The following is a 14898-nucleotide window of genomic DNA, read 5'->3' as shown; positions in this document are numbered from 1 at the left end:
CCGTGACCAAACCTCCCACCCGGCCCTTGACCCTCCGCGATGTATCCGAAGCATCCGGTGTTTCGGAAATGACGGTCAGCAGAGTTTTGCGGAACCGGGGCGATGTATCCGAAGCGACCAGACAAAAGGTTCTGACCGCTGCCAAGCGCATGGGATATGTGCCAAACAAGATCGCCGGCGCCCTGGCCAGCCAGCGCGTCAACCTCGTCGCCGTGATCATCCCTTCCATGTCCAACATGGTATTTCCGGAGGTCATGGGCGGCATCTCCCGCGTCCTGGAAACCTCGCCGCTGCAACCCGTCGTGGGCGTTACGGACTACCTCCCTGAAAAGGAAGAGAAAGTTCTCTACGAGATGCTTTCTTGGCGTCCCTCCGGCGTGATCATAGCCGGGCTGGAACACTCCGATGCGTCCCGTGCCATGCTGCAGGCCTCCGGGATCCCTGTGGTAGAGATCATGGATACCGACGGCACCCCGATCGACTCTGCCGTCGGTATCTCGCATCGTCGCGCCGGCCGTGAAATGGCCCGCGCCATCCTGCGGGCTGGCTATCGCAAGATCGGCTTCCTCGGCACCAAGCTCGGTGCGGATCACCGCGCGCGCAAGCGCTTCGAAGGGTTCACCCAGGCGCTCGCCAAGAGCGGCGTGGAAATATCGGAAACCGAGTTCTATTCCGAGGGCTCTGCCCTTGGGAAAGGTCGCGAAATGACTCAAAAGATCATGGCCCGACGTCCTGATCTCGATTGTCTTTACTATTCCAACGACATTGTCGGCGCGGGGGGGCTGCTCTGGATGATGGAGCAGGGCTATGACATTCCGGAAAAGATCGGCCTCGCCGGCTTCAACGACGTGGAATTGCTTAAAGGCCTGCCAAAGAAGCTGGCCACGATGGATTCCTGCCGCGATGAAATCGGGCGCAAGGCCGCGGAAATCATCCTCGAACGCGCGGCCACCCCCGACCAGCCCCCAGCCGGCAAGATCGAACTGAGCCCGCGCATCAACTTTGGCGACACGCTGCGGATGGGCTGACGTGAGCCTGCCGGTTCTCAGCAACGCCTCTGCCCGCCGGCTTTTCCTGCATCGACATGAACTTGGCACGCCCCCATCGGGCCCCGGCAAGGGCGAAGATCTGCTCGGCCTGATCCACCGGCTCGGCTTCGTGCAGGTCGATTCCGTGAACACTGTCGCACGTGCCCACGACATGATCCTCTTTTCGCGGCGTTCCGCCTACCGGCCTGCCAACCTCGCGCCGCTGCTGGAAAGGCAGCGCGCGCTCTTCGAACATTGGACCCACGACGCCGCCATTCTGCCGATGGAATTCCTGCCACATGTCCGCATGCGATTTGCACGGGATGCCGAACGGATGCGCCAGCGGTGGCCCAGGTGGCAGGGCAAGGCTTTCCTCGATGAATTGCAGAGAGTTCTCGATCACGTCACCGCACATGGCGAGGTCTGCTCGGCGGACATGAAGGCGGCCGAGGCCGAAAAATCCACCGGATGGTGGGATTGGCACCCGTCAAAGGCCGCTCTCGAGTATCTCTGGCGGAGCGGCGCCCTTGCCATTTCCCGGCGCCAGTCCTTTCGCAAGTATTATGACCTGGCCGAGCGGGTCTATGGCACCATGGGTCCGCCGCGGCCCGAGGCGCAGAGTATCGCCTGGCTGAACGATGCCGCCATGGACCGCCTCGGCTTTGCGACAAGCGGCGAGATTGCGGCCTTCTGGGATGTCGTTACCCCGGCTGAGGCCAGGGCATGGGCCACGGCTGCACTGGCTGCTGGCCGCCTGGAGGAAGTCGACGTTGTCGCAGCCGACGGGAAGTTGCGCAGATCCCTGGTACGGCCTGGAACACTGGAAAGCCTCTCACATCTGCCCGAGGTCCCCGGCAGGCTACGCGTGCTATCGCCTTTTGATCCTGCGTTGCGGGACCGGGCCCGTGCTGAACGCCTTTTCGGCTTCTGCTACCGCATCGAGATCTTCGTGCCGGAGGCACAGCGCAAATACGGCTATTACGTCTTTCCGCTGCTCGAAAAGGAACGGCTGGTCGGGCGGATCGACATGAAGGCAGACCGCAGCGCGCAGGTTCTTCGTATCACGCGCCTCTGGCCCGAGCGCGGGGTGAACTTTGGCACCGGAAGACTGCAGCGGCTCGAGGCAGAACTGGACCGAGTCCGACGCTTCGCCGGCCTCGACCGGGTGGAATTCGAAGCCGGTTGGCTTGCCACCCCGCTCTGAGTTGCGCACGCCTCAGTGTGCCGCCTTAACCGCCCTGGCCGTCATCACCTTTACCAAGTGGGCGCGATAGTCTCCCGATCCGTGCAGGTCGCTGATCATGCCACCCCCGGAGAGCGACAGACCGGCAATGGGATCAGGCGTAAAATCGGCCGAGAGCGCCTCCTCTGCCTCGGTCCACCGAAACACTCCCTCCTCCGAGGCACCAGTGACCCCGACACGCACGCCATCGGCAAACTTCGCCACGAATACCCCCGCCAGGGCAAAGCGCGACGCCGGCTGCTCGAACTTCTGATAGCTGGCGGCCTCCGGGATGGGGAAACGCACGGATGTGATGATTTCACCTTCTTCCAGATCTGTCGTGAACATCCCCTGGAAGAAATCATCTGCCGCAATCTCGCGCCGGTCCGTGACGATGGTCGCGCCAGAGGCCAGGGCTGCGGCTGGGTAGCACGCCGCCGGATCGTTGTTGGCAAGGCTGCCGCCTATGGTGCCACGGTTGCGAACGGCCGGGTCGCCGATGCCACCCGCCAGCGCCGCCAGCGCCGGATAGCTCCCTGCCTCTGCGGCAACCACGGCATGGGGTGTGGCCCCTCCGATCGTGACGGTTCCGTTCTCTGCCGTGACGCCTTTCAGGCTGTCGATTCCGAGCAGGCTGACCAGTTTCGATGGCATGTTCAGGCGCTGTTTCATCGTCGGAATCAGCGTTTGCCCCCCGGAGAGCGGCTGCGCCTCCTCTTCCTTCAGGGCGGCGACTGCCTCCTCCACCGTCGCGGGTTTCACGAATTCGAAATTGTACATTCTCTCTCTCCCTGCACGGCAGGCGGCTCCGTTCAGAAGACCACCGCCGCAGACCGTTCAACCGTTCATCGCTTCCCAGACTCTGGCCGGCGAGACAGGCATGTCAATATGATCGACCTTCCTGCCCGCCCGGTTCATGGCGTCCAGCACCGCATTGATCACCGCGGGGGGCGATCCGATCGCTCCGGCCTCTCCGCACCCCTTCACGCCAAGCGGATTGTGCGTGCATGGGGTCTGACAGGAATGATCGACCATGATCATCGGAACATCCGAAGCCCGCGGCATCGCGTAGTCCATGAAGCTGGCTGACAGAAGCTGCCCGTCCTCGTCGTAGATGCAATGCTCAAGAAGGGCCTGCCCGATCCCCTGGCCGACACCCCCCTGCACCTGCCCTTCGACGATCATCGGATTGATCACGTTGCCGAAATCATCCGCCGCGACAAAGCTTTCGATGGTCACCTTGCCGGTCTCAGGGTCCAGCTCGACCTCGCAGATGTAGCAGCCAGACGGATAGGTAAAGTTCGCCGGATCGTAAAAGGCCGTTTCCTCCAGGCCCGGTTCGATATCATCCAGCGGATAGTTGTGCGGCACATAGGCGGCGAGCGTGACATCGCCCCAGGCAACGGACTTGTCGGTGCCGGCGACGGTAAATTGCCCATCCTTCAGCTCGATGTCGCTGTCAGAGGCCTCCATCAGGTGGGCCGCGATTTTCTTGGCCTTGTTGATGATCTTTTCCGTGGCGCGCACCATGGCGGAACCACCCACGGCTATGGAGCGCGATCCGTATGTGCCCATCCCCATGGGCGTGTTCGCTGTATCACCATGGACAATCTCGACCTGCGAGGCCTCGATCCCGATCATCTCGGCTATCACCTGCGGAAAGGAGGTCTCGTGCCCCTGCCCGTGCGAGTGCGATCCGGTCATCACCACGATGCCACCGGTGGCGTTCACCCGCACGGTCGCAGATTCGTAAAGCCCCGCCCGAGCGCCCAGTTGTCCGACAAGGTTCGACGGCGCTATGCCGCAGGCCTCGATGTAATGCGACAGGCCGATGCCTCGCCACATACCCCGCGCCTTGGAGGCCTCTAGGCGCGTAGCGAAGCCGGCGTAGTCGGCCATCTCCATCGCCTTGTCGAGCGTCGCCTCGTAGTCGCCCGTGTCGTATTCCACGGCCACCGGGGTGGCATAGGGAAACTGGTCCTTGCGGATGAAGTTCTGCCGCCGGAGGTCCGCCGGATCCACCCCAAGTTCTCGCGCGGCCTTGTCGACCACCCGCTCCAGCTGGAAGGTGGCCTCGGGGCGCCCGGCACCACGGTAGGCATCCACCGGCACCGTGTTGGTGAACACGGCCTTGACGTTCACGTAGATCAGCGGCGTGCGGTAATTTCCGGCCATCAGCGTGCCATGCAGCCAGGTCGGCACCGAGGGAGCGAAGGTCGACAGATAGGCCCCCATGTTCGCATAGGTTTCCGTGCGCAGCGCGGTAAAGTTGTTCTCTTCATCCAGCGCCAGTTCGATGCGGGTCACGTGATCACGTCCGTGGGCATCCGACATAAAGGCCTCGGAACGAGAAGACGTCCATTTCACAGGTCGTTTCAGAGATTTGGCGGCAAAGGTGCAAAAGGCCTCCTCGGCATAGTGGAAGATCTTGGTACCAAAGCCACCGCCCACGTCCGGCGCCACCACCCTCAGTTTGTGCTCCGGAATGCCAAGGACGAAGGCCCCCATCAGCAAACGGATCACGTGCGGGTTCTGCGAGGTCGTATAGAGCGTGCTCTCGTCGCTGTGAGAGGCATAGTCGCCTACGGCCACACGCGGCTCCATCGGATTGGCCACGAGACGGTTGTTGACCAGGTCCAGCGTGGTCACATGAGCCGCCTTGGCAAAGGCCTCCTCGACGGCTGCCTTGTTCTCCTCCACGAACCCCCAGTCATAGCAGAGGTTGGACGTCAGATCGTCGTGCACCTTGGGCGCGCCGTCCTTAACAGCGGCCTTCATGTCGATGACGGCAGGGAGCTCATCGTGATCGACACTGATCGCCTCGGCTGCATCACGCGCCTGATCAAGAGTCTCGGCCACGACGGCAGCAATGATCTCTCCCACATGCCGGATCTTGCCCTCTGCCATGATCGGATGTTTCGGCTCCTGCATCGGCTGGCCATGCCTGTCGGTCACCTGCCAGCCGCAGGGCAGCCCCCCGACCGCATCGAAATCCCTGGCGGTAAAGATCCTCAGCACCCCCGGCATGCCCTCGGCAGCCCCTGTATCAATGGAGTTCAGAGTGGCATGGGCCACGTCCGCCCGGAGGAAATGCACATGGGCCTGCCCACGCAAATTGATGTCGTCGGTGTACCGGCCCTGGCCGGTAAGAAAGCGAATGTCTTCGCGCCGCTTCGTGCTGGCGCCGATGCCGTCCTTGGGCATGGTATCCTCCCTGAGATAGGTCGGGTCACGCGACCCTGCGCTTGGGTTAGGTCCTATTCTGCGGCAACGGCCGCCACCGGTTGCCCCGATGCGGCCATGATGGCCTTGACGATATTGTGGTAACCGGTGCACCGGCAGAGGTTGCCTTCCAGGTGGTGACGGATCTCCGCCTCGCTGGGCCTGGGGTTCTGCTTCAACAGCGCCGCCGCCGCCATGACCATGCCCGGCGTGCAGAAGCCGCATTGCAACCCGTGATAATCCTGAAACGCCTGTTGCAGCACCGAAAGTGAGCCGTCGGCGGTGGCCATGCCCTCGATCGTCACGACCTCGGCGTCTTCCGCCTCGACCGCAAACATCGTGCAACTCTTCACCTGAAGACCGTTCACATGCACGGTACACGCACCACACTGGCTGGTGTCACAGCCGATATGCGTGCCCGTCAGCCCCTGCCCCTCGCGCAGGAAGGCAGACAACAGTGTCCGCCCCTCGACATCGCCAGAGAGCAGCCGGCCATTGACCGTCATCGTGACCTTCATGATTTTCCTCCCGTCCTTGCGGTTTCGACAGGTCTCCCCTCCTGTCGAATCCCGCTCTCCTGCACTCAGGGTAGGCGCGGATGCCACTGGCTCGCTATGCGACCAAGGTCCTGTGATCGGACGCGTGTTGCGAAAAGGAGACTGGCACGGCAATATCCATTGGCCGGGCCGGGTGTCGCAAGGACGTCCGCTCGGGACGCGGTGGGAATGGAGGCTCTCTGCGGCCCGTGACAGGCCCGAAAGGGAGGAACGGAATGACCGATTACCTGTTGCGGTCGGCGCTGGTCGTCGACGACCACCCGCTGTTCTGCGAAGCACTCTCCATGACACTGGAAAGCGTCGCGGGTATAGAGGAAATCCGCACCGCTTCGACGCTGCAAGGCGCGCTCGATGACCTGCGGGCAGGGAGTATCCCCGACGTCGTCGTGCTCGACCTGCACCTGCCAGACGTTCGCGGCTTTGACGGGCTGATCCGCATCCAAAATGCGGCATCTGTGCCCGTGGTGGTGGTCTCGTCCATGTCCGAAGACCGGCTGATCACATCCGCCTTGAAGGCCGGAGCTGCGGGTTTCATCCCGAAAAACAGCGACCGGGAGGCTTTCCGCACCGCGTTTGCCGCGCTTCGGCAGGGCCGACCCTATACCCCGGAGGGCTACCTCGCCACCGATGACGACGATGGCCTCAGCCGGGACGAAACCCTGGCACGAATGGCGACCCTTACCAGTCAGCAGGCGCGGATCCTCGACCTGATCACCGACGGCAAGCTGAACAAGCAGATCGCCTATGACCTCTCGATCGCCGAGACGACGGTCAAGGCGCATGTAACGGCGATCATGCGGAAACTGGGGGTCCAGAGCCGCACCCAGGCCGCGCTGATGGCGAATGAAGCCAGCTTTTCCTCTGTCCTGCAACGAGAGGCGTGACGGAACGCCCCCCCTGCCCCGCAAGGAGGAACCAGCAAGATGACGGCGCAAGCCAACGGTCTTACCGAAGCCGCGCAAAACAGGATCATCAGGACGGCCTGCGTGCCCATCGATCATCCCCAACCTGCGCGGGCGCTGGTGCGCGAGCTTGGCTCCACTCCCTTCGACACCGTCATCCTCTTTGCGTCGCCACGCGCAGACACGGCACGACTTCTGTCCGAGATGTCGGCCCTGCTTCCGGCGACGCGCATTGCAGGCTGCACAACCGCGGGGGAAATCGGGCCGGAGGGCTATACCGAGGACACCATCCTGGCTCTCGGCCTCGCACCGGAAACATTCCGCAGTCGTGTTCTGCTTCTAGAAGATCTAAGCATTGCACCGACCGAAAGCCTCGTGCGCGACCTGCTTGCCGCCCGGCACGAGTTGATGCGCGAGGTCCCGGACTGGAATCACGAGTTCGCCTTCCTCATGGTTGACGGCATGTCACTGAGAGAAGACGAGCTGGCGATCCGTATTTCCTCTGCACTCGGGCCGGTGCCGCTCTTTGGCGGATCCGCGGGCGATATGCATCGTTTCAATCGCACCCAGATTCTTTCTGGCAACAGCATCCTCCAAGGCGCTGCCGTGCTGTTGATCCTGCGCACCCGCTGCCCGGTGAGGGTCTTTCGCACCGATCATTTTCACCCAACCCGCCGCCAGATGGTGGTGACCCGCGCAGCCCCGGAGAAACGCATCGTCTCCGAGATCAACGGCGCCCCGGCCGGACCTGAATACGCTCGCATTCTCGGCATGGACCCGCACCAGCTGGACACATTCACCTTTGCCTCGCATCCCGTTGTCGTCCGGATCGGAGACCAGCATCACGTGCGCTCCATTCAGCGCGTAGCTCCGAACGGAGACCTGCATTTTTTCTCGGCCATCGGAGAAGGGCTGGTTCTGACACTCGCCGACATGGAAGATATGGCCGGGCACCTGAGCCGCGAACTCACATCGCTCTCCTCTCCGACACCACCCGACCTGATTCTGGGATGCGACTGCCTGCTACGTCGCATCGAAGCCGAGGAAAAACAGGCCCTGCCGAAGCTTTCGCGGATCCTGTCAGGGCACCGGGTGTTCGGCTTTTCAACCTATGGCGAACAGTACGGTGCCATGCACGTCAACCAGACCTTCACCGGAGTTGCGATCTATCCGCCCACGCCAGAGAGGCGACCATGAGCTCGAGCGACCTGATCAACCCCGCCGATCCGCCGGCCCGGCAGATCGAAAAACTGCTGGTGATAGCCGATGCCCTCATGCGCCGGGTGGAAGATGACACAGAGAAATCCGGGGCGGCCTATGCACAGTTTCAACGCGCCGCGATGCTGGAACAGGAAGTGCGCGCGCGCACCAGTGACCTCGAAAAGGCCTTGGGCCTGCTGAACAAGTCCAACGAACGCCTGGCCGCTGCCAATGCGGCGACCGAGGCCGCGCGCGCAAATCTCGCCAACGCCATCGAAACGGTTCAGGAGGGCTTTGCGCTGTTCAACCCCTCGGAGCAACTCGTTCTCTGCAATTCCCGATTCGGCATGCACATGCCCGATCTGCGCCCGGCTCTTCTGCCGGGTCTGAGCTTTGTCGACTACGTGACCCGCGTCAGCGAAAGCCGCCATCTGTCCCTGCCCCCGGACGAAACGCCGGCACGCTGGCTGGAGCGACGCCTGCAGCGACACAAGGACACGCACGTGATGTTCAACGTGCGACTGAACCGCAATCGCTGGGTCCAGGTCAGCGAGCACCGCACGCCGGACGGCGGCACCGCCATCCTGCAGACCGACGTCACCGACATCATGCGGATCGAACGGCGCGAGCGGGAACGTATGCTGGACGACCAGGCCCGACTGATCCGCGCTACACTCGAGCATCTCGACCAGGGGATTTGCATTTTTGATCCGCGCGGCAGGCTGGTTGGTTGGAATCAGCGGGCCGGCACTCTGCTGCAGTTTCCCATGCGCAATTTCTACATGGGCATCCCTGCAGGGCAGTTCGTGGACTGGCTCGCCGACAACTTCGCCCTGTCAGCCAACGTCAACCGGCGGGAACTACATGACTGGATTCGGAACAAGGGAACACGGCGCCCTCTGGACCTCGAAATCATGCGTGGCAGCACCACAACCCTCACCGTCTTTGCACAACAGACGCCGGACCGAGGGTTTGTCATCAGTTTCAGCGATGTTTCTGCCGAGCGGGCAGCGGTGCGCGCCATCAGGGACGCGAATGAACAGCTGGAGCTGCGCGTGCGCGAGCGAACCGAGGAACTCGAGGCCGCGCTGGCCGAGGCCGAGCGCGCCAATGCCTCGAAATCGCGTTTCGTGGCCGCTGCTAGCCACGATCTTCTTCAGCCACTCTCCGCAGCGAAGCTCTTCCTGTCCTCCATCGAAGCCTCCGGCCCCGAAACGGCCCCCGTCCTCGGAAAGGCCCGCCGCGCATTGGAAAGCCTGGAACACCTGATGGGGGCACTGCTGGATATCTCTAAGCTGGATTCCGGACGGGCCGAGATCAACGTGACCAGCGTGCCGTTGCGTAGGCTGATGAGCCAGCTCGGCGACGAGATGGCGCATCAGGCTCGTGCAAAGGGGCTCTCGTTGCGCATCGTGCCGAGCTCGGCGATCATTGCGAGCGATCCGACCTACCTGAGGCGGATCCTTCAAAACCTCTTGAGCAACGCGATCCGTTATACTGACGAGGGACGGGTCCTGCTTGGCGCACGCATCAGTGGTGGCTGCGTGCTCGTACAGGTACATGACACCGGGCCCGGCATCCCGGAAGACCAGCGCAAGGTAATCTTTCGAGAGTTCCAGCGTCTGAACGCCGCCGTGAACCCGGAAGAGGGCATGGGCCTTGGCCTCGCGATCGTTGATCGTGCCTGCACCCTGCTCGGCCATGACCTGCGACTGCATTCCGAACCGGGGCGCGGCACCTGCTTCTCGGTCGAACTGCCGCTCCTGCGCTATTCCCGAACAATTCCCGGCACGTGAGCGCCCGGCTGCTTTGATCGCCGGCGCGTGGCGTCTGCGAGACAGATGATCCCTGTGCGGTCCGACAGTTCAGGCCCCTGCGGATCGGGCTTCGGACAGATCCTGTCCAAGTGCTCGCGCATGGACACGGCCCAGACCGGAAAGGAATAGCTTGCTTTCCAGCAGTCCCGGATCACGGATGACAGAGCCAGCCTGCGCGGCAGATATCCTTCGACCAACCCCACAATGCGAAGCGCATCCTCGGTTGGATCTTCGGCCTGATGGTCACCGCTCAAGGCCACGTGATACGGATGGCGGGACAGTATATCCTGAGTGCCGGCGATATCGGCCAGGGCGACCGGCAGGCCGGCTTCAAAGGCCTCGATTGCACCGATCGGCGCACCTTCGTACCGGGACGTCAACAGATAGCAATCTGCCGAAGCCAGCAAGGGCCGGACATCCTGAAGCGCCCCCGCAAAACTGACGCGTCGAATCTTTCCTGGTCCGAGGATACGACGCGCCCTGTTCCGAAATGCCTGGGCCGCAGTTCCGGGCCCGCAGAAGGTGAGATGGTAGTTTCCGGGCAAGGCTGCGAAAATCCGGAGCGCTCGCTCCGGATTCTTCTGCCAACCGTCGCGCCCGGTCATGACGATCCGCCGCAAAGGATCACGCCGGCCGGAGACGATCACCGGACCCAGATCCGAACAATTCGGTTGCACGAGCAATGTATGTTGCCCGCAAACCTCCGCCCCCACTGTTGCAATGAAATGATCTCGCGCGGCCTCGGAGAGAAAGATCAGCGCCTGCGCCCTTCTTCGGCACAAGGCAAGGCGCTCAATTCGGGCAGACAGTGCACCGAATCCAGCACGATGCCCCTGCTCGAATGGCAGGCCGTGATAGGTCACGGCCACCCTGACCCCAGGGTCCAGAATACCCGCAAGGATCATCATCCTGACAAGTACCACACCCATCCGTGAATGCGCCCACACAAGATCTGGCTGCTCACACGCAATGATCCGGGCCAGTCGACGCATAGCCGCCAGACAGCGCAGTGGCGACAGCGCGGTTGCGAGCCCATCCACTTCTGCATGACGTACTCCAAGTCCCCCGAGAAAGTTGTACCCCCCCTTGTTGCGATCACTGAGAACGAGGAAATCAGCCTGGTCAGCGCATGCGGTGACCAGGTGCTTGATATGCCGAGGCACGCCGGAAAACCCGCCATCCCCCCCGATCAGAACAATCTTGCGTGGCATCCTGTCACCGCTAGACCTTGCCCAGGGCCACGGCCCCCCAGAAGCCAATCCGCCCCTGGTAACTCTGGCGGTAGACGCCGGTCGCCTTCATTCCGGCAAAGCGCTGCCGCCACGGAGCCTGCCGCGCATGCAGGAATGCCTCGAGCAGCAATCGGTTCTCGGGCAGCAGAAACTCGGCCCCCCGGGCAAGGGCCTGCAATTGCGCATCGATCCTCTGGGCATAGTGACCGCGCATCACGTGAACTTTGCGCGAGAACCACTCGACAGCCCCTTGTCGGGCCCCAATAGCATTTGCAGCATGCTGGCGATAGAGAACGGAAGGCTCCCGATCAATGAGACAGATTGCACCAGCGCCCGTGAGCAGCTGATAGAGCCACCAATCATGCGAGTAGATGCCCTCTGCAGTGGGCGCCGCCGTCTTGGCAAGACGTGCGGCGGCCTTGTTCATCACGATGGTATTTCCAAAGGCGACATTCTCGACCAGGGCATTGGCGAAACTTGCCTGGGATCGAGGCAGAGCCGACATGCGCATATGCCTCGGATGCGGCCCCCAGTTGATCCGGCGCCCACAGACGAAGGCCGGGACATGCGCCGGCAGACGGTTCAACATACCCGTGGCCCGACGAAGGCGTTGCGGCAGCCAGATATCGTCCTGATCCGCAAGCGCGACCGGTCCGTGCAGATCGGGCAGGCTTTCCAGCATCGCGATGTAATTTGCCGCAAAACCCTTGCGCGGCCCCTGCCGGATCACGACGCGGCAGCCGGATGGAGCTTCGAAGTTGCCAAAATCTTTGAGGATCGCGATGCTGCTATCTGACGAACCATCGTCACTCGCCCATAACGTCCAGTTGTCGCAACCGCTGGAAAGCAGGCTCTTCAGCTGAGGCTGCAGAAATTGCGCCCCATTGTACACGCCCATCAGGATCAGCATCATCGCCTCCGAAACCTCGCTGGGCAAACCCTGCAGAGGCGGCGTTAAGATCTGGTAAGCCGAAGCGTTCAACGGCCGCGGCGGGCGAAATTTTTCCACGCCCTACTTCATACACCTTTCATTCACAGATTGCGCCCTATCACGGGACAGCTATCCAGAATGGAAGTACCATGGTGATCCGCAATATCTCCTTCCATCACATGCGTCGTGCGGCGTTCTTTCTGCGTGAGGAGGGCCTGAAGAGCACGTTGCGCCGAAGCCGCTTGTGGTTGCAGACAAACGGACGGGGGCAGGCACGATCCATCATTCCCTCGACGTCCGGGAAGCAAGCGGGGCCGGCCGGCTTTGGCGGAATCTCCGCGTTTTGGGCGGATATCGCGGCGCAATGCTCTTTTGACGTTTCAGCTCCCGATGTCCTGCGGCAACGCCGCAAGGTCGCCGTCATCGCTGATCTCAACCTGCCCCAATGTCGAAAATACCGCGTGGAGCAACTGGCTGAGATCTTTGCCGAAGCCGGGGCGGATTTCACCTATTCCCACCACGAGGACCTCCCCCGCTGCATGGACATCATGCAGGATGCGACGCATCTTCTGCTCTACCGCCTGCGCAGCACTCCCATGGTCACTCAGCACCTCTACGAAGCGCGGCGGCTGAAGCTGCCGATCCTTTACGACATCGACGACCCGCTGTTTTCCGTGCCCGCCTATGCGACCTATGGAAACATGGCTGCCCTGCCCGCCGATCTCAAGGCCCATTTCATGGCAGAAGCCCCGTTCTATGCCGACGTGATGAACATGGCCGATGCCATGTCGGTTTCGACACCGGCGCTACAGGAGCATGCCCGGTCTTTCACCTCACGGCCCGTGTTCCTGAGACGCAACTTTGCCGATCAATCCACCCTCGCCGCCCGGCCGGTTAGAGACGGCTCGTCAGGCGACGGAAAGTTCCGAGTGGCCTTCGCCAGTGGCTCGCACGGGCATGAGATCGACTTCGCCGAAATCGGCCGCGACATCGAGTGTTTCCTGGCAAACGACACGAAGCGTCGCCTGGTGATCCTAGGCCACTTCGACAAGTCACGCCTTTCCGAAGGGATCCGCGCGCAGGTCGAGATGCATCCTTTCTCCGGCTACGCAGATTACCTGGGACACCTTTCCGCCTGCGATGCTGCGATCATGCCGCTAGCCGATGATCTCTTCAATCGATGCAAGAGCGGCGTGCGTGTCATCGATGCGAGTTCCGTTGGTGTCGCGAGCCTGGTCGGAGACGTCTCCGATATGCCCGCCCTTGTCGAAGATGGACGAACCGGGCGCGTCCTGCCGAAAGGCTCGAATTGGGCAGAGGCCCTGGAAGAGCTTGCGCGCACCCCGGGCAGAGTACGCGCAATGGGTGACGCCGCACGGCAGCACCTCGAAAATCAATGGTCCGCACGTCTCGAAGCACCGGTCGTGGACGATGACATGGTCCGATGGGTGATGGCATGACCGGACCAAGCGTTCTCCTAGTGAACATTTTCTTTGCGCCCTACACCTACGGGGGCGCGACCGTCGTGGCCGAGGAGGTCGCGCGCCATCTGGCAAAGGATCACGGCTGGACCGTGTCGGTCCTCTCCGCAGTTAGCCGGTCTGACATGCCCGCCTATGCCATCCGCAAGATCGAGCAGGATGGTATTGCCAATTACATCGTGAACCTGCCCGACACCCGCCCGTTCGCCCAAATGTACGCGAACCCCGAAGTGGCAGAGGTCGCCAGCCGGCTTGTCCGTGCCCTGCGGCCTGATCTCGTGCATCTTCACTGCATTCAGGAGCTGGGTGTCGGTGCGCTCCATGCAGCACGCAGGGCCGGGGTGCCCACGATCGTATCCACGCATGATTTCTGGTGGATCTGCGAGCGGCAATTCATGATCCGCGCCGACGGCCGCTATTGCGGACAGGCGCCGGTGCGGATCGAGAACTGTCGGACATGCGTGGTCGACATGGCCCGCTCTGAGGCGCGTTTTCGACAGCTGCAGGACGATGCCACCGTTGCAGACCTGATGACATTTCCTTCGGCTTTCGCTCGAGATCTCTGCCTCAACTCGGGCCTCAGGCCACGGGCGGAAGCCGTTTGGAGCAATGGCGTCACACTTCCCGCGGAGGACTTCTTTGACAGGCAGGCGCAACGGCGTGCCGGGGACGCGCGCCTCGTTTTCGGGTATTGCGGGGGGCCGTCCGACATCAAGGGATGGCCACAGATACGCAAGGCATTTCAGGGTCTGGGCCGGGATGATTTTTCCGTGCGCCTGGCCGATGGAAGCCCGGATGGCAGCTGGTGGAACGATATCCGCCTGGCCGACCTGCCTGGCGCATGGGAAATCTATCCCCGCTTCGCGCAGTCGGAGATGGACGACTTCTGGGCCGGGATCGATGTGCTGCTCTTTCCGTCGCAATGGAAGGAAACCTTTGGACTGACCATCCGCGAGGCCCTAGCCCGGGGGATCCGGGTGATCCAGACCGACAGCGGTGGTGCAACGGAACACCTGGGACCGGACCGCGACCGCATGCTGCCGATCGGCGCCCCCGCCAGTGCATTGCGCGAGGAGCTTCTTCATGCGCTGGACCGCCCCGACCGCCACGCCACGCCGGTTGCGGTCACCAGCTTCGCCCAACAGGCCCGCAGTTTCATAGCCCTGGCCAGGCCGCTTCTGCAGGAACGGCAAAACCGGCAGAGATCCGTGCCGCTGCCTCGCAGCACCGAACGGCGGCGCGCAGTCTGAACGACTTCCAAGAAGCAGATACCGTCAAGGAGCGACACCTCGACGGTCATTTTCCT

Annotated in this window: 11 protein-coding genes and 1 pseudogene; 7 read left to right on the top strand and 5 right to left on the bottom strand. The window is 62.4% G+C overall.

Features of this window, described 5'->3' with window-relative positions:
• The first annotated feature begins 2 nt into the window (after positions 1-2).
• Both AC0WR5_RS01255 and AC0WR5_RS01250 read left to right on the top strand, forming a co-directional pair.
• On the top strand, positions 3-1028 hold the full coding sequence (locus AC0WR5_RS01255) for a LacI family DNA-binding transcriptional regulator (protein ID WP_475866227.1): 1026 nt from the start codon (positions 3-5) through the stop codon (positions 1026-1028).
• 1 nt (position 1029) lies between these two features.
• Positions 1030-2232, top strand: a complete 1203-nt coding sequence (locus AC0WR5_RS01250) for a winged helix-turn-helix domain-containing protein (RefSeq protein WP_475866225.1) — start codon at positions 1030-1032, stop codon at positions 2230-2232.
• A 12-nt stretch (positions 2233-2244) separates the two neighbouring features.
• Here AC0WR5_RS01250 and AC0WR5_RS01245 read toward each other — a convergent pair whose 3' ends face one another.
• Genes AC0WR5_RS01245 through AC0WR5_RS01235 form a run of 3 tightly spaced genes read right to left on the bottom strand, consistent with a single transcriptional unit; the run spans position 2245 to position 5993 of the window.
• The gene (locus AC0WR5_RS01245) at positions 2245-3030 is read right to left on the bottom strand and encodes an FAD binding domain-containing protein (protein ID WP_475866223.1); all 786 of its coding nucleotides are present in this window, start codon (positions 3028-3030) and stop codon (positions 2245-2247) included.
• A 57-nt stretch (positions 3031-3087) separates the two neighbouring features.
• Positions 3088-5454 carry a xanthine dehydrogenase family protein molybdopterin-binding subunit gene (locus AC0WR5_RS01240; protein ID WP_475866221.1) on the bottom strand — a complete coding sequence of 789 codons (2367 nt, stop codon included), beginning with the start codon at positions 5452-5454 and terminating at the stop codon, positions 3088-3090.
• Between the two features lie 53 nt (positions 5455-5507).
• Positions 5508-5993 (bottom strand): (2Fe-2S)-binding protein, encoded by a 486-nt coding sequence (locus AC0WR5_RS01235; RefSeq protein WP_475868852.1) that lies wholly within the window; start codon positions 5991-5993, stop codon positions 5508-5510.
• A 251-nt stretch (positions 5994-6244) separates the two neighbouring features.
• On the opposite strand from AC0WR5_RS01235, the gene AC0WR5_RS01230 reads away from it, so the two are divergent.
• From AC0WR5_RS01230 to AC0WR5_RS01220, 3 genes and pseudogenes are all read left to right on the top strand, one after another.
• Positions 6245-6913 carry a response regulator transcription factor gene (locus AC0WR5_RS01230; protein WP_475866219.1) on the top strand — a complete coding sequence of 223 codons (669 nt, stop codon included), beginning with the start codon at positions 6245-6247 and terminating at the stop codon, positions 6911-6913.
• A 39-nt stretch (positions 6914-6952) separates the two neighbouring features.
• The gene (locus tag AC0WR5_RS01225; RefSeq protein ID WP_475866217.1) at positions 6953-8128 is read left to right on the top strand and encodes an FIST N-terminal domain-containing protein; all 1176 of its coding nucleotides are present in this window, start codon (positions 6953-6955) and stop codon (positions 8126-8128) included.
• Positions 8125-9891: pseudogene (locus tag AC0WR5_RS01220) on the top strand (PAS-domain containing protein); the annotation flags it as partial. The gene AC0WR5_RS01225 and the pseudogene AC0WR5_RS01220, both read left to right, overlap by 4 nt.
• Positions 9892-9899: 8 nt before the next feature.
• Here AC0WR5_RS01220 and AC0WR5_RS01215 read toward each other — a convergent pair.
• A complete protein-coding gene (locus tag AC0WR5_RS01215; protein WP_475866215.1) occupies positions 9900-11159 on the bottom strand; it encodes a glycosyltransferase family 4 protein in 1260 nt (419 codons plus the stop codon).
• Positions 11160-11169: 10 nt separating this feature from the next.
• Positions 11170-12093: a glycosyltransferase gene (locus AC0WR5_RS01210; RefSeq protein WP_475866213.1), complete on the bottom strand. Its 924-nt coding sequence runs from the start codon at positions 12091-12093 to the stop codon at positions 11170-11172.
• A gap of 167 nt (positions 12094-12260) precedes the next feature.
• Here AC0WR5_RS01210 and AC0WR5_RS01205 point away from each other — a divergent pair, with 167 nt between their 5' ends.
• Together AC0WR5_RS01205 and AC0WR5_RS01200 are read left to right on the top strand one after the other, a co-directional pair.
• On the top strand, positions 12261-13571 hold the full coding sequence (locus AC0WR5_RS01205) for a glycosyltransferase (protein ID WP_475866211.1): 1311 nt from the start codon (positions 12261-12263) through the stop codon (positions 13569-13571).
• The gene (locus tag AC0WR5_RS01200; RefSeq protein ID WP_475866209.1) at positions 13556-14842 is read left to right on the top strand and encodes a glycosyltransferase family 4 protein; all 1287 of its coding nucleotides are present in this window, start codon (positions 13556-13558) and stop codon (positions 14840-14842) included. The genes AC0WR5_RS01205 and AC0WR5_RS01200 overlap by 16 nt, the downstream gene beginning before the upstream one ends.
• The last annotated feature ends 56 nt before the right edge of the window (positions 14843-14898 follow it).

The organism is Pseudooceanicola sp. DL12 (assembly GCF_056270665.1).
This window is presented reverse-complemented; position numbering and strand designations above follow the sequence as displayed.

Excerpts from the sequence above, each read along its gene's own strand:
- AC0WR5_RS01230 (WP_475866219.1), top strand. The coding sequence starts at position 6,245 with ATGACCGATTACCTGTTGCGGTCGGCGCTGGTCGTCGACGACCACCCG.
- AC0WR5_RS01205 (WP_475866211.1), top strand. The coding sequence starts at position 12,261 with ATGGTGATCCGCAATATCTCCTTCCATCACATGCGTCGTGCGGCGTTC.
- AC0WR5_RS01240 (WP_475866221.1), bottom strand. The coding sequence starts at position 5,454 with ATGCCCAAGGACGGCATCGGCGCCAGCACGAAGCGGCGCGAAGACATT.
- AC0WR5_RS01200 (WP_475866209.1), top strand. The coding sequence starts at position 13,556 with ATGGGTGATGGCATGACCGGACCAAGCGTTCTCCTAGTGAACATTTTC.
- AC0WR5_RS01245 (WP_475866223.1), bottom strand. The coding sequence starts at position 3,030 with ATGTACAATTTCGAATTCGTGAAACCCGCGACGGTGGAGGAGGCAGTC.
- AC0WR5_RS01215 (WP_475866215.1), bottom strand. The coding sequence starts at position 11,159 with ATGCCACGCAAGATTGTTCTGATCGGGGGGGATGGCGGGTTTTCCGGC.
- AC0WR5_RS01210 (WP_475866213.1), bottom strand. The coding sequence starts at position 12,093 with ATGATGCTGATCCTGATGGGCGTGTACAATGGGGCGCAATTTCTGCAG.
- AC0WR5_RS01225 (WP_475866217.1), top strand. The coding sequence starts at position 6,953 with ATGACGGCGCAAGCCAACGGTCTTACCGAAGCCGCGCAAAACAGGATC.